Consider the following 13,323-nt stretch of genomic DNA (forward strand, 5'->3'; position numbering starts at 1 on the left):
GGCGGCGGCTTCGGCGGCGGCGGCGCATCGGGCGGCTGGTAAGGAACGGATAACATGGCCTTACACAAAATAAACCGGATAACTCAAGCCGACCATATTCGCGTGACCGAGGCGGTTGCCGCCGCGGAAGAGCATACGAGCGGCGAAATCGTCACGATCGTAACCGACCTGTCGGACCATTATGAAGATATCGGCCTGTTCTGGGCCAGTGTTGCCGCGTTCCTCGCGCTTGCCTGTTACGGGCTGTTCCCCGATTTCTATCTGGGTCTGGTCAACGGAATGTCCGGCGGCTGGGCGCATGACTATAGCACCGGCGAGATTATGGCGATGATCTTCGTCGCCATGGTCCTCAAATGGGTGGGAACCTGGTTGATCCTGAAATGGATACCGCTGCGCCTCGCCCTCACCCCCAAAGCAATCAAAATGACCCGTGTGCGCGCCCGGGCGATCAACCTGTTCAAAGTCGGCACCGAAGCTAAAACTGTGGGGCGCACAGGCGTATTGCTCTATCTGTCGATGAAGGAGCATCGGGCGGAAATCGTCGCCGATGAAGAAATCGCCAAGCTGGTCACGCCCGAAATATGGGGCGATGCCATGGTCGCGCTGATTGAGCGGGTCAAAGCGGGGCAACCAGGCGAGGGCATGGCCGAAGCCGTGCGCCAGATGGGCATTGTTCTTGCCGAACATTTCCCCAAGGGCCACGAAAACCCCAACGAACTGCCCGACAGGCTGATTGAATTATGACGATCGATGCCGAGCCTGAGGAAATCATGTGGCAGGGGCGTTTCATAACCGCCAAAACACGCGGAAAATGGGAATATGTATCGCGTGCGCGTGGCATCAAGGCGGCAGTCATATTGGCGGTCGAGGATGACCATGTGCTGCTCGTCGAGCAATATCGGGTGCCCTTGGGTGCATCTTGTATCGAATTGCCCGCTGGCCTGATCGGCGACGAGGACGCCGGCGAAGACACGCTCACCTCCGCCGCGCGCGAGTTGGAAGAAGAGACCGGCTATCGCGCCGCGAGACTGGACATCGTCGGAGAGTTTTTCTCGTCCCCCGGCATGGTCAGCGAAAGCTTCACCCTCGTCCGCGCGACCGGCCTGAATAAGGTCGGCGATGGCGGCGGTGTAGATGGTGAAAACATCCTCGTCCACCGCGTGGCGCTTGGGCAACTTCCGGCCTTTGTGGCGGACAAAAGGGCCGAGGGATGTGTGGTGGATGTTAAGTTGCTGATGCTGCCGGGGATGGTTTTTTAGGCGGGGGCTTGGGCTGAGAGGCTGTGCCCGTTTTTTTTCGCTAAAAGGAAAAAGGCAAAAAGGAAGAAGGCGTCGCGCCTCCCTCGCCCCTTTAGGGGAGATTATACGTAGCCTTGGCCGTCAGGCCTAGGCGAAGTTGGAGAGGGGGAAGTTGGCGGACAAACCTCACGGATCTCTCAAAGAAGCCCGAATAAGGTTCGCACAAAGTTGCGAAGACACGAAGAGTATTTGTCTCTCACATTACAGTCACCCTGAACGAATGGCTGGTTTTAGAGTATCCGAAAACAACCGGAAATGACCGGAATGTTGTGGAAAAGCGAATGGCTGCAAGCAAGTCAAACAAGCTAGCCTGATTAACGTTTCGAGGTTGCCAGTCGCGATAAAAAGCGGGAACAAAGGGCTAGCTTAAACTTCGAGTCCTGCTCACATGGTTCAACTTCGCGAGATACCCAAGAGGCCAAGGTGCCCCGCCCTCGATCCGGAAGATGAAGAGCAGCTTACGGAACTATGCTTTTACCTAAAATTAGTAGACGATGCCGACGTGATTTTCGTGTTTGGAAACAACATCCAGCACAATGAACAGTCCAGGTTGGTCGCCGCTATTTGTCAGAACCATCCCCGCGCGTCACTTGTGTTGACTGGTGGGAAACCGAATTACTCGGAAAACTTGGGCGACAATCGCGTTTCGTTGGCGGAGAGTGAGGCCTTGTATCAAAGCCTGGCGCAATCAGCTGACGTCGGAGATCGCAATATCTTTCTCGAGCGGAGATCGCAAAACACATTGGAGAACGTGGCCTTCGCTGCGAACCACATTCGCTCGCTTGTTCCGAAAACAATGGTTTATCTCAGCCAGTCATTCGCTCAAGGACGATCGGCGATGACGCTCAGGGCACAGTTACCGGAGATTGTCAGTGTCGGATCAATGGGAATGGACCGTACCGTTGAAGGTGAATTGCTGACCAGCTCGACGTGGACCCAAAGCGCTATTCTGCGGGACGTTATATGGGGCGAATTCCTTCGCATGGTCACCTATTCCGTGCGAGGCGACATCGATCCCGGTCCTCACTCGCTGACCATCTCACAGCTCGCATGGAAATATCTAAAATGAGTGGTCACGGGCCCCCGAGGCCTACGCTCGCATTCATTCTGGGTGCGCCAAATGACCGTGAGGGAGAGCTATCTCCTGTCTCGCTGCGGAGGATTGCGTCCGCCCTTGAGCGACAGCGAGGAGATAGAAGCCTCGTTCTTTTGGCGACGGGCGGCTTCGGGCGCCATTTCAATTCTACAGAAACTCCCCACCGCGAGCTAGTCTATCGGCACCTTGAAGCAATGGGAGCTACAATCGACCGGGCGGACGCAAGCGATCTTCTGAGCTCAAATACCGTAGAAGATATTGCCCTCATCGTGGGTATGACAAAGACGCGCGGTATTGATGCCTATTGTATCATTACGTCGCGGTTCCATGTCGCCAGATGTCGCTTTATCGTTGATTGCCTTGCTGACAAGCAGTCCGTGAACATTATTGCAGCTGACGATCCAGTAGAATTGGCAGCTGAGGCGAGTGCCCACGAAATTCGAGCGCTTCGGCAACTATCTGACCAAGGCGGCGTTATGGTCGGAGATTTTCTTTACTTGCACCCGAGATATTCAAAGGCTTAGGTCATAAGAGGCTGGTTGAAACGACCGGTTTGTTGTCGTTTCCTGACAGTCCGCTCTGGCAGAATTGTTGTGGTTAGCAGACGTCGCAACGTGTAGGTTGAACAGAATGAAAAAGGCGGTCGCATTCACATTAATTTGGTTCTGTATGGTGGCTACGCCAGCAGCCGCGTCAGTGCTTGAGGGACGAGCCACGTTTTGCGGTTATTCCCCGATTATTGATTTGCAACCCGGTGAAACAGTTACGACGCTTCAAGGTGGCATACACGGCGGTAGTTTCCGATGGGATGGTGCTTTTGGTTCGCTGGTTGTCCATGGGGTTGGCTGGGCTAGTCGTCCGAATGGCCGACTTGTGGTCGCGCCATCTGAAGTGAACCCCGGCCGTTTTGCTCAACGAAAACGAGAAGGGAAATATACCATAGCGATATGGAACGGTCGACAAGGGGCCGCCTATTTCGAATCTCCTACTCGCTTTACCGAGCAGCAACGGGGGGCAATCGAACGGGTGCGCCTATTTCAAGAGGGGGAGGATCCTTTGAATTGTGATTTGCGCACCGTGTTTGCTTGGACGATTGAGGAGTGAACGTTAGCTTAAGTTAATGTCCGCAATGTTGTCGCGTCCCGATAGTCCGCTTTCAACAAACTTTCCGGATTACCAGACATAAAAAAGCCGCCCCCCGCCCCAAAGGACGCGCAACGCCTTCTTCCTTTTTGCCTTATTCCTTCTAGCGAAAAAGACGCCCTAGGGGCTGTCCCAGCAAAGTGAAGCGGCCCCCTAATCGGCAGGCCCCCGATGCTTCGCCTCGATTGCGAACAACAGGCCGGCGATCCACCACAACGTCCTCCCCGCCCTGGACATCGCCGCCCCAAATTCCGGCAAGCAGACCGATGGCGCATTGTACGGTTCCGGCGGCGAGCATCGCGGCGGGGAGGACGTTGCGGTGGAGGATGGAGAGCCAGGCGCCGACAATCGCGATCAACAGGACAAGGCCAAACAGCACGTTAACGCTATTGCCTCTATTGCCGATCATGCCGATTCCAAGGTTTGACCAAAAGACCAGAGAGCCGGCGAGGATAGCAACAAATCCTCCTGCGCGGGAAAACAGATTAGTAGTGAGGAGGATGTTCAATTCCGCCAGGGCGCCGATGATCCCGAATATGGCAAAGGCAATGATGAAATCCGTTTCGGTCCACTGCACTTCGTGGGTAAACTGCATCGCCACCAGCGGCGTCAGAAGCAATACGACCGCGCTGCCCCAGCCCAATACCCGCCAGACAGGAATGCGTCGCGGTCCGGGTCCCCCAACGCCAATGTTGTTCATCAAATATTTGCCCCGTTTGGTGATTGTCCTAAAAGCATTGGCAGACTAGGGGCTGGGCGGCATGATGTGGGCATGAGCAATTGGTGAAAAATGGACTGGGCAATCCTATATTTCGATGATTTCCGGCTTGATCCGGAAAATCGGCTACTAACGCGTGACGGGGTGCCGGTGGAGCTGAGCGGGCGTTATCTCGACGCCTTGGCCTTGCTGGTCGGTGCGCCGGGGAAGCTGGTGTCCAAGGAGCGCTTTCTGGACGAGGTCTGGCACGGTGTGCCGGTGACCGATGAAGCACTGACCCAATGTATCATGGCACTGCGGCGGACGTTGGGGGACGATGCCAGCCGGCCACGGTTCATCGAGACTGTACCCAAATATGGATATCGCTTTATTGCCGACGTGTCGGCGGTGGAGCCGGAGGTGGCTGCGCCCGTGATAGCGCCCTTGGCCCTCACCGGGTCCGCATTTCTTGCAGCGCCGCCTTTGTATGCGTTTGACTGGGCGCGCTATTGGCTACTGGCTGGGGCGGGCGTTGTCGGCGGCGCTTTGGCGGGTGTCGTGGGCGGACTCTTCTACGGATTTATCGCTGCGGGTCAAAGCACGCAGGCCGGCAGTTCGGTGGTGATGGTGTTGACGGCGCTGACTGTTCTTTTCTCCATAATCGGATCGGCGGGGGTAAGTCTCTGCCTTGCCGCGGTCGCGCAGCACCGTACCGGTTGGGGCGGCTTTATGGCCGGTGGCGCCCTCGGCGGGATGGTCATCGGCGGATCTGTCAAGCTGCTCGGGCTGGATGCGTTCAGCCTGTTGTACGGAAGTGCGCCTGCAACCTTGACCGGCGGAATGGAAGGTGTCGTGATCGGCGCCGGAGTGGGGCTTGGCCTGTGGTTCTCGCGAGAATCGGGGCCGGTGCGGCTTTGGCCCGCGGCGCTGATCGGCGTGGTGATCGGGGCAGCGATCCCGGCGTTTGGGGGGAGGTTGCTGGGGGGCAGTCTTTTTGCGGTGGCACAGATGTTGCCACAATCGCAATTTCGACCCGACGATATTGGCGTGCTGTTTGGCGAGGATGGTTTCGGCCCGGTCAGCGCGATGGTTTCGGGCGCCCTTGAAAGCCTGCTGTTTGTCGGGGGTGTGGTCTGGGCCATGGCACTCGCGCGGCGGCAAATGGACAGGAGGGACAGGCCCCGTCCTACTTCGTAAAGAAACGAGGATAAGGTCCGCCCCCTCGCCGTTTCAATTAGGCGGCAAGTTGCCAAGTTTAGCTCCTCTCGTCTAAAGGGCGCTGCCCCCGACCTTCACGTTAAACATCGCTCGACTCCCGGCGGTGTCAGGGGCAATAGATTTATTGATTCGGGAAGGACCATTGATTGCATGGCTAGTGTTGTAGGCCGCCATTTTCGTTGGATAGTGGTTGCGGTCGTCGTGTTTTTGGGGGCCTTTGCTGTGTGGAGCCTCGTGACCGGATGGACCCCGGCGCGCGATGAATATCCGGTGCAAGGTGTCGTTGTTGCGGAGGCTAACGGCGCACCGCAATGGGCAAAGCTCGGGGCGACCGGCGTCGATTTTGCCTATATCACCGCCGTCGAAGGGGCGCGTGGCCGTGACCCGCAATTTGAAACAAATCTGGAAGGCGTAAAGCAAGCGGGCATCCGGTTCGGTGCGCTGCATCATTTCGATATATGCCGCCTGGCCTCCGATCAGGCGATGCTGTTTATCACGACCGTGCCTCGCAACCCCGCCGCTTTGCCGCCTGCAGTACAGCTCGACTTTAGCGAAAATTGCACCAGCCGCCCCAACCGCGCCCTCATATTATCCGAACTAGCGACGTTTCTGAACCTGATCGAAGCGCACAGTGGTTCGCCCGCGGTCCTTTTGCTCACCGCAGATTTCGAAAAGGAATATCAGGTGAGCAGTGCAATCGACCGCACCATATGGCTGGAGCGCGATTGGTTGTTGCCCGATTATTCGGCGCGGCCCTGGGTGATGTGGACAGCCAATAGCAGGCTGCGTATTGAAGGCATAGAAGGCCCCGTTCGTTGGGCCGTGGTGAGGAAATGACGCAAAACCTTGTAAATGCTGCAATTGCGGCTGCGGCCAATGCCTATGCGCCCTATTCCAACTTTCATGTCGGTGCGGCGCTGTTGCTGGATAATGGCGACATTGTCACAGGATCGAATTTTGAAAATGCCAGCTATGGCATGACATTATGTGCCGAAACCGTGGCGATCGCCACCGCGAACAGCGATGGTTTGCTGAAAAATATCGTCGCCATTGCGGTTGCCGGTGGGCCTGCCGATAAGGTCGCCGCTAACGCCAAAGCCATCACCCCTTGCGGACGGTGCCGTCAGATTATCAAAGAGGTTGCGGACCTGACGCAGCGCGATATTCCTGTGCATTGTGCCCATGCCAATGGTTACGACACTTATCTGCTTTCCGAACTGTTGCCGCACGGTTTCGGTCCGGCAAATCTGAAATAAAGGAAATATATGTCCATTCTTTCCGACATCTGGATACGCGAACAGGCACAAGCGACCGGCATGATCGAACCGTTTGTTGAGGCGCAACGGCGCGACGGGTGTATCAGCTATGGCCTTTCTTCTTATGGTTATGACGCCCGCGTTGCCGATGAATTCAAGATTTTCACCAATGTCGACAGCTCGATTGTCGATCCCAAGGAATTCGATCCCAGAAGCTTCGTCGACCGCAAGACCGATGTCTGCATCATTCCGCCGAACAGCTTTGCCTTGGCGCGCACGGTCGAATATTTCCGCGTTCCGCGTGATGTGTTGGTGATCTGTCTGGGCAAAAGCACCTATGCTCGGTGCGGGATTATCGTGAACGTGACCCCGCTGGAACCCGGCTGGGAAGGCCATGTCACACTGGAATTTTCCAACACCACACCGTTGCCTGCAAAAATTTACGCCAATGAAGGCGCGTGCCAGTTCCTGTTTCTAAAGGGTGAACAGCCCTGCGAGACAAGCTATGCCGATCGCGCGGGCAAATATATGGGCCAACGCGGCGTGACCTTGCCGAAATTATAACAAGACTTTGAACTGTTTGAGAGGATAAGCGAGATGAGCAAAGGCAGAGAGTTCGACATCATTGTCTATGGCGCGACCGGATATACAGGCCGGTTGGTAGCGGAGTATCTAAAGGATAAATCCGGCCTTAAATGGGCGATGGCGGGGCGCAGCGCGGACAAGCTTGCCGAAGTGCGCGACCTGATCGGTGCGCCGGCCGATACGCCACTGGTGGTGGCAGATGCGTCGGACCCCGCCTCTTTGGATACCATGGCGAAACGGACTTCGGTTATTTTGACCACCGTCGGGCCGTATCAATTGTACGGCAACGAACTGGTTACCGCGTGCGTCGCCAATGGCACCGACTATACCGATTTGTGCGGCGAACCGGCGTGGATGCGGCAGAAGATTGACGAACATGACGCGGCCGCCAAGGCGTCGGGTGCGCGTATCTGCTTTTCTGCCGGTTTCGATTCCATCCCCTTCGATCTGGGCGTCCTGATGCTGCAAAAGCATTGCATCGAAAAATTCGGCGCTCCAGCGCCTCGTATCAAAGGCCGTGTGCGCGCAATGGCGGGCAAGTTTTCCGGTGGCACGGCGGCCAGCTTGAAGGCTACCATGGCGGCGGCGGCAAAGGACCCTGCAGTTATCGGCTATCTTACCAATCCGTTCAGCCTGGCCGGCGGCTTTGAAGGACCGGCGCAGCCTGCGGGTAACAAGCCCGAATATGACGAAGCCTTGGGCAGCTGGGCGACCAGCTTTGTGATGGCGCCGATCAACACCAAGAATGTCCACCGCACCAACGCCTTGCTGGGTCACCTTTTCGGCACCGATTTTGTCTATGACGAAATGATGCTCACCGGTCCCGGCGATGCAGGACAGCAAGCGGCGGAATATGTGGCGAAGACGCCGATGATCGGTACGCCCGACGACCCTAAGCCCGGCGAAGGCCCGACCAAGGAAGAACGGGATAACGGCTTTTATGACGTGCTGTTCATCGCGGAATATCCCGATGGCCGCACCGCACGGCTGAGCGTTAAAGGCGACCGTGACCCGGGCTATGGTTCCACCTCCAAGATGATTTCGGAAACCGCGATTGGCTTGTGCAATAGCAACGGGCCGGGCGGCGTGACCACACCGGGCGCGGCCTTGGGTGAAGCGCTGGTTACGCGGTTGCAGGATCATGCAGGATTAACTTTTGCTGTCGAGGGCTAAACCCTTTCAAAGCATGGCCCGTGCGCTTATATCGCACAGGCCATGTTAGGTCGCCTCTTCAAAAAAACCGTTACATTGCGTCCGCTCGATACCGCGCGGGTGCCTGATGATATGCGCGTTTACGCCATTGGCGATGTGCATGGCCGGAACGATCTGCTGCATCAACTGCTCAAAAAGATCGAAGCGGATGACCTCGCGCGGGGGCGTAAAGAGACGCTCATCATCTTTTTGGGTGACCTTATGGATCGCGGTCCGGACAGTGCCGGTGTCATCGAAACCGCGATGGCGTTGCATAAGGCGGGGCGGAATGTCCGTTTCCTAATGGGCAATCATGAAGAAGTGTTCGTGCGCGCCTGTCGCAAGAATGATCCCAAGGTGACTCGCTTTTTCATCCGTATCGGGGGGGAGGCGACGGTGCTTTCCTATCCGATCACCCGAAGCGAATATATCGCGTTGGATATGCATCAATTGTCCGAACGGTTGGGCACGCTGGTCCCCGAAAGCCATCTGGATTTTATCGACAGCTTTGAGGACCAGATCGTCATCGGCGACTATGTTTTTGTCCACGCAGGCATTCGCCCCGGCGTCCCTTTAGCGAACCAAAAGCCAAGCGATTTACGCTGGATCCGCGAAGATTTCGTGGAGCAACGCGGCAATTTGGAGAAGGTCGTCGTTTATGGCCACACGATTTACGACGACGTGGAAGAACGCGGATCGCGTATCGGCATCGATACCGGGGCTTATGCCTCCGACAAATTAACCGCCATAGCGTTGGAAGGCGGCGAACGCTGGTATTTGCACACCTAAAAACAAAGGGCGCAGCCTTTTCAGACTACGCCCTTTTAGTTTCTTTCGGGTGAAAGCGGGTAATCAGGCAACCATGGGTTGTTCCATTTCGTCAAGGTCACGCAGCACATAGCCACGGCCCCAGACAGTTTCGATGTAATTCTCGCCACCGCAAGCCAGCGCCAGTTTCTTACGCAGCTTGCAGATGAAAACGTCGATAATCTTGAGTTCGGGTTCGTCCATGCCACCATAAAGATGGTTGAGGAACATTTCCTTGGTAAGCGTAGTCCCCTTGCGAAGCGAGAGAAGCTCCAGCATGGCATATTCTTTGCCGGTCAGATGGACGCGGCTACCGTCGACTTCGACTGTCTTGGCATCCAGATTGACAGCCAGTTTGCCAGTGCGGATGACCGATTGCGAATGCCCCTTTGAACGGCGCACAACGGCGTGAATACGGGCAACCAGCTCTTCGCGGTGGAAAGGCTTGGTCACGTAATCGTCGGCACCAAAACCGAACGAACGCACCTTTGAATCCATTTCGGAGATGCCGGATAGAATGAGAACCGGCGTCTGCACCTTGGCGACGCGCAATTTCTTGAGCACATCATAGCCGTGCATGTCGGGCAAGTTCAAATCGAGCAATATGATGTCATAATCATAGAGCTTACCCAGATCGAGGCCTTCTTCGCCCAAATCAGTGGTGTAGACATTGAAACCTTCGGTCGCGAGCATCATTTCGATGGCCTTCGCCGTGGTTGGTTCGTCTTCAATCAAAAGCACACGCATTGGGCAAACCCCTCTTTGCTTATTGCAACCCCGCAACACCACCAGACCCATCCAGCGGTGCGTTGGTCTTTATTAACCATAAGGGAAATGAACTGAAAAGGTTAATTTCATCTTAACGTAGGAAATCCGGCGAGTCGCATAGGTTTACAACCACAAAAAATGACTCGTTTACGGGGACTTGGCCGTCAGCATGGGTATCAAAATTATTTTTGCCTTCCTCATCATCTGAAGCAGTAGAAGCAAGCTAAAGCCGTGGTCAAGGGGAGACGACCGACACTGCTGGAGTTTTGAGTGATCCGGGTGGCTTTGTAAAAATAAAGTCCGAAACGATAAAGTATCAGGGCGCGGAGCAATTCGGGCCCTTTCTCTTCCCTCCGCTTGCCCCCTTGCATCTTGCCCACTTGAACACCATTTGGCTAATATTCCGGCGGTCAACTTCCCCGTCGATGCGGACATACTCATGACGCCTGCACTCCCCTTACCCCTTTCCATTGAACCACGGCCATTTGCTTCGCTTGGCAAGCGTGACCATGGGTGGCTGAAACCAAATTTCCATTTCAGCTTTGCAGATTACCACAACCCGGACCGGATGGGCTGGGGCAATATCCGCGTCTGGAATGACGACGAAATCGCCGCGCAGTCCGGCTTTCCGCCACATTCCCATGATAATATGGAAATCATCACTTATGTCCGCGAAGGCGCGATTACGCACAAGGACAGCATGGGCAATGTGGGCCGAACAGAGGCTGGCGACGTGCAGGTGATGAGCGCCGGCACCGGCGTGACGCACAGCGAATATAATCTGGAAGACGGGCTATGCCGTTTGTTCCAGATTTGGATTTTACCGCGCGAACGCAATGTCGCACCGGCATGGGACCAGCGCCAGTTTCCCAAAGGGGACCGGTCTGGAACCTTTAACGTGCTGGCCAGCGGCTTTGGCGATGAAGGCGCGCTCTCGATCAACGCCGACGCCCGCGTGCTCGGCGCGACGATTGCGGCGGGTGCGACGGTGGATTATAATCTGGGCAGCAGGTACTGCAAAGTTGCAGACCAACCTATGCAGATGTACGGCGAAGAAATTTTAATGCCGGCCCCCAGGAACTACGCCTATCTTGTCATTGCAGGCGGCCGTGTGCGGATAAACGGCACCGAATATGGCGCACGCGATGGTATCGCGATCCATGGCCAAAACATTCTGCGGATCGAAGCCATCGAAGACGCCGAATTGGTAATGGTCGACAGCGCGTAATTTTTCGGCAAACAATTCTGTCGCAATCCCGGTCTAATTGCCTTTCATCCGTTTCGTCTTGCTGGGGCCGTTCTAACCCCATATGCAGGGCCAATTGAAAAATGGTGCAGTTTATTGGGGATGACTGTTATATGCGTGTGCTGACCTTTGCTTTGTTATTAACTTCATCTGCATTCAGTCTTCCGGCAATCTGTGCCGAACGTCCGATTGAAGAATTCGCCAGCCTGCCGGTCATCGAAAACCCGTCATTGTCACCAAATGGTGAAAAGCTGGTCGCCGAGATTTTGATTGGCGGCAAACAAAGGCTGCTGATTTTGCCAGCAGGCGGAAAAGGCGAACAGACCCAGGCCGGGCTTGGTGATGTCAAACTCAATTGGGTGAGATGGGTTAACGACGAATGGCTTATTGCCAACGTTACATCAATGGAGCTGGTCGAAAGCCAGGAATGGCCAATAACACGGTTGGTGGCGTTCAAATCCGACGGGACAGGTGCAAATACGATAGCCGCGCGGAAAGCCGCGCAAAATGGCGGCGATGTGCTGTGGATCGCCAAAGATGGCAGCACAGACATACTTCTTTCCTATCAACGCTCCATTTTTCCCGACAAACTTGAATTTTACCCACAGGTCGACCGGGTTGATGTATCCACCGGAAAAATGAAAATGCACGTCGGCTCGCGGCTCGGTGTATTTGATTGGTTTGCCGATGAAAACGGCGTTGTACGGGTGGGCTTTGGCCGGGAAAAAGAGGGCTTACGCAAAAGGTTGCTTTACCGAAGTGGAGAGGGCGAAGCCTTTCGTGAAGTTGCCAATGTCGACAGCGACACAGAAGTGCTTGTCCCACTGGTGTTCACGTCGGAACCGGACACAGCGATTACGTTCAGCTCTGATGACGGGTTCGCGGCCGTTTACAAATTGGATCTAAACAAGATGCAATTGGGGGAAAAGATTTTCGGTGTAAAAGGGTATGATGTCGACAATATTTATACAGATGCCACGGGCAAAACACTTGCGGGCGTCAGTTATGAAGACAAAAAATTTCGGATAAACTGGTTCGATAAATCGAAACGAGACATCCAGAACCAACTGGATGCTTCATTACCAGGGCAGTCGCCGCAGGTCGTATCAAGTGACAGGGCGCAAAAAAAGCATATTGTCTATGCAGGCAGCGCCAGCAATCCAGGGACATATTATCTCTATTCATCCGATACCGGTGCGGCAACGATTCTTGCCTCGCGCCATTCGGTTATCAAAGGCTCCAGCCTTGGACCTGTGAAAACCATAGAATATACAGCGCGCGACGGGTTAAAAATCAGCGCAGTGCTTACCCTTCCCAAAGACAAGCCTGCAAATAACCTTCCCTTGATTGTGTTGCCCCACGGCGGACCGTCAGCCCGCGATTCCGAGAGCTGGGATTGGTGGACTCAGTTTCTCGCAGACCGTGGATATGCAGTAATCCAGCCAAATTATCGGGGGTCCACCGGCTTCGGCAGTGATTTCTATGACAAAGGCCAAGGCGAATGGGGTCTTGCCATGCAAGACGATGTCGACGACGCACGCGCATGGGCTATCGAACAGGGGATCGCCGATGCATCCCGCATCTGCGTCGTGGGCGCCTCCTATGGCGGCTATGTCGCGATGCGCGCGGCGGAAAGGAACCCTGAACTTTACAAATGCGCGATATCCTACGCCGGGGTCTCCGATCTCGCCGAGATGATGCGTAAAGACAGCTTGTTTCTCTACGGTAAAGTGCGCCGCAAATGGATGAATAATCAGGCCCCAGATTTTGCAACGGTATCGCCGATCAAGCGACCAGATAAATTTGGTATTCCAATCTTGTTAATGCACGGAAAAAAGGATCGTAGGGTCGATGTTGGCCAATCCCGCGAAATGGCAGAAAAGTTGAAGGCATCTGGGAAAAATTATGAGTATATAGAACAGCCAGAAGCCGATCATTTCTTTTCCCGCAGCGAGGATCGGCTACAGTTCTTGCAGGAAATGGAAGAATTTCTGGACAAATATAATCCGTCGTAAATT

The 13,323-nt window shown here is 55.1% G+C and carries 15 protein-coding genes; 13 read left to right on the forward strand and 2 right to left on the reverse strand.

Translation table 11 applies throughout. From position 1 onward, the window contains the following. Positions 1 to 54: 54 nt before the first annotated feature. The 5 genes from ACEW72_RS04780 (at position 55) to ACEW72_RS04800 (ending at position 3,498) form a co-directional block, all read left to right on the forward strand. Positions 55 to 744, forward strand: a complete 690-nt coding sequence (locus ACEW72_RS04780) for a TPM domain-containing protein (protein ID WP_373475234.1) — start codon at positions 55 to 57, stop codon at positions 742 to 744. Then, positions 741 to 1,259: an NUDIX hydrolase gene (locus tag ACEW72_RS04785; RefSeq protein ID WP_373475235.1), complete on the forward strand. Its 519-nt coding sequence runs from the start codon at positions 741 to 743 to the stop codon at positions 1,257 to 1,259. Before ACEW72_RS04780 ends, ACEW72_RS04785 begins: the two co-directional genes overlap by 4 nt. A 427-nt stretch (positions 1,260 to 1,686) precedes the next feature. Further along, positions 1,687 to 2,367 carry a YdcF family protein gene (locus ACEW72_RS04790; RefSeq protein WP_373475236.1) on the forward strand — a complete coding sequence of 227 codons (681 nt, stop codon included), beginning with the start codon at positions 1,687 to 1,689 and terminating at the stop codon, positions 2,365 to 2,367. Then, on the forward strand, positions 2,364 to 2,918 hold the full coding sequence (locus ACEW72_RS04795; protein ID WP_373475320.1) for a YdcF family protein: 555 nt from the start codon (positions 2,364 to 2,366) through the stop codon (positions 2,916 to 2,918). The genes ACEW72_RS04790 and ACEW72_RS04795 overlap by 4 nt, the downstream gene beginning before the upstream one ends. A 106-nt stretch (positions 2,919 to 3,024) precedes the next feature. Then, positions 3,025 to 3,498, forward strand: a complete 474-nt coding sequence (locus ACEW72_RS04800; protein ID WP_373475237.1) for a hypothetical protein — start codon at positions 3,025 to 3,027, stop codon at positions 3,496 to 3,498. 142 nt (positions 3,499 to 3,640) lie between these two features. On the opposite strand, the gene ACEW72_RS04805 is transcribed toward ACEW72_RS04800, so the two are convergent. Next, positions 3,641 to 4,237 (reverse strand): hypothetical protein, encoded by a 597-nt coding sequence (locus ACEW72_RS04805; RefSeq protein ID WP_373475238.1) that lies wholly within the window; start codon positions 4,235 to 4,237, stop codon positions 3,641 to 3,643. Between the two features lie 90 nt (positions 4,238 to 4,327). Between ACEW72_RS04805 and ACEW72_RS04810 the strand changes: the two genes are divergently transcribed. The 6 genes from ACEW72_RS04810 (at position 4,328) to ACEW72_RS04835 (ending at position 9,273) form a co-directional block, all read left to right on the forward strand. Continuing rightward, positions 4,328 to 5,431, forward strand: coding sequence for a transcriptional regulator (locus ACEW72_RS04810; protein ID WP_373475239.1), 1,104 nt, complete (start codon positions 4,328 to 4,330; stop codon positions 5,429 to 5,431). A 171-nt stretch (positions 5,432 to 5,602) separates the two neighbouring features. Then, positions 5,603 to 6,289 carry a GH25 family lysozyme gene (locus ACEW72_RS04815; RefSeq protein ID WP_373475240.1) on the forward strand — a complete coding sequence of 229 codons (687 nt, stop codon included), beginning with the start codon at positions 5,603 to 5,605 and terminating at the stop codon, positions 6,287 to 6,289. Next, positions 6,286 to 6,708 carry a cytidine deaminase gene (locus ACEW72_RS04820; protein ID WP_373475241.1) on the forward strand — a complete coding sequence of 141 codons (423 nt, stop codon included), beginning with the start codon at positions 6,286 to 6,288 and terminating at the stop codon, positions 6,706 to 6,708. Before ACEW72_RS04815 ends, ACEW72_RS04820 begins: the two co-directional genes overlap by 4 nt. A 9-nt stretch (positions 6,709 to 6,717) precedes the next feature. Then, positions 6,718 to 7,272, forward strand: coding sequence for a dCTP deaminase (gene dcd / locus ACEW72_RS04825; protein ID WP_373475242.1), 555 nt, complete (start codon positions 6,718 to 6,720; stop codon positions 7,270 to 7,272). A 33-nt stretch (positions 7,273 to 7,305) separates the two neighbouring features. Further along, entirely contained in the window at positions 7,306 to 8,466 is a 1,161-nt protein-coding gene (locus ACEW72_RS04830; protein WP_373475243.1) for a trans-acting enoyl reductase family protein, read from the forward strand. Between the two features lie 42 nt (positions 8,467 to 8,508). Next, positions 8,509 to 9,273 carry a metallophosphoesterase family protein gene (locus tag ACEW72_RS04835; RefSeq protein WP_373475244.1) on the forward strand — a complete coding sequence of 255 codons (765 nt, stop codon included), beginning with the start codon at positions 8,509 to 8,511 and terminating at the stop codon, positions 9,271 to 9,273. Between the two features lie 63 nt (positions 9,274 to 9,336). On the opposite strand, the gene ctrA is transcribed toward ACEW72_RS04835, so the two are convergent. After that, a complete protein-coding gene (gene ctrA, locus ACEW72_RS04840) occupies positions 9,337 to 10,038 on the reverse strand; it encodes a response regulator transcription factor CtrA (protein ID WP_373475245.1) in 702 nt (233 codons plus the stop codon). A gap of 460 nt (positions 10,039 to 10,498) precedes the next feature. Between ctrA and ACEW72_RS04845 the strand changes: the two genes are divergently transcribed. Then, a complete protein-coding gene (locus tag ACEW72_RS04845) occupies positions 10,499 to 11,287 on the forward strand; it encodes a pirin family protein (protein WP_373475321.1) in 789 nt (262 codons plus the stop codon). A gap of 131 nt (positions 11,288 to 11,418) precedes the next feature. Continuing rightward, on the forward strand, positions 11,419 to 13,320 hold the full coding sequence (locus tag ACEW72_RS04850; RefSeq protein WP_373475246.1) for an alpha/beta hydrolase family protein: 1,902 nt from the start codon (positions 11,419 to 11,421) through the stop codon (positions 13,318 to 13,320). Positions 13,321 to 13,323: the final 3 nt, after the last annotated feature.

It is taken from the genome of Sphingorhabdus sp., from assembly GCF_041737645.1.
GTDB lineage: Bacteria > Pseudomonadota > Alphaproteobacteria > Sphingomonadales > Sphingomonadaceae > Sphingorhabdus_B.

What these genes read in the sequence shown, in the direction of transcription:
- ACEW72_RS04780 (WP_373475234.1), top strand. Translation starts at nt 55, where the DNA reads ATGGCCTTACACAAAATAAACCGGATAACTCAAGCCGACCATATTCGC.
- ACEW72_RS04785 (WP_373475235.1), top strand. Translation starts at nt 741, where the DNA reads ATGACGATCGATGCCGAGCCTGAGGAAATCATGTGGCAGGGGCGTTTC.
- ACEW72_RS04790 (WP_373475236.1), top strand. Translation starts at nt 1,687, where the DNA reads ATGGTTCAACTTCGCGAGATACCCAAGAGGCCAAGGTGCCCCGCCCTC.
- ACEW72_RS04795 (WP_373475320.1), top strand. Translation starts at nt 2,364, where the DNA reads ATGAGTGGTCACGGGCCCCCGAGGCCTACGCTCGCATTCATTCTGGGT.
- ACEW72_RS04800 (WP_373475237.1), top strand. Translation starts at nt 3,025, where the DNA reads ATGAAAAAGGCGGTCGCATTCACATTAATTTGGTTCTGTATGGTGGCT.
- ACEW72_RS04805 (WP_373475238.1), bottom strand. Translation starts at nt 4,237, where the DNA reads ATGAACAACATTGGCGTTGGGGGACCCGGACCGCGACGCATTCCTGTC.
- ACEW72_RS04810 (WP_373475239.1), top strand. Translation starts at nt 4,328, where the DNA reads ATGGACTGGGCAATCCTATATTTCGATGATTTCCGGCTTGATCCGGAA.
- ACEW72_RS04815 (WP_373475240.1), top strand. Translation starts at nt 5,603, where the DNA reads ATGGCTAGTGTTGTAGGCCGCCATTTTCGTTGGATAGTGGTTGCGGTC.
- ACEW72_RS04820 (WP_373475241.1), top strand. Translation starts at nt 6,286, where the DNA reads ATGACGCAAAACCTTGTAAATGCTGCAATTGCGGCTGCGGCCAATGCC.
- dcd (WP_373475242.1), top strand. Translation starts at nt 6,718, where the DNA reads ATGTCCATTCTTTCCGACATCTGGATACGCGAACAGGCACAAGCGACC.
- ACEW72_RS04830 (WP_373475243.1), top strand. Translation starts at nt 7,306, where the DNA reads ATGAGCAAAGGCAGAGAGTTCGACATCATTGTCTATGGCGCGACCGGA.
- ACEW72_RS04835 (WP_373475244.1), top strand. Translation starts at nt 8,509, where the DNA reads ATGTTAGGTCGCCTCTTCAAAAAAACCGTTACATTGCGTCCGCTCGAT.
- ctrA (WP_373475245.1), bottom strand. Translation starts at nt 10,038, where the DNA reads ATGCGTGTGCTTTTGATTGAAGACGAACCAACCACGGCGAAGGCCATC.
- ACEW72_RS04845 (WP_373475321.1), top strand. Translation starts at nt 10,499, where the DNA reads ATGACGCCTGCACTCCCCTTACCCCTTTCCATTGAACCACGGCCATTT.
- ACEW72_RS04850 (WP_373475246.1), top strand. Translation starts at nt 11,419, where the DNA reads ATGCGTGTGCTGACCTTTGCTTTGTTATTAACTTCATCTGCATTCAGT.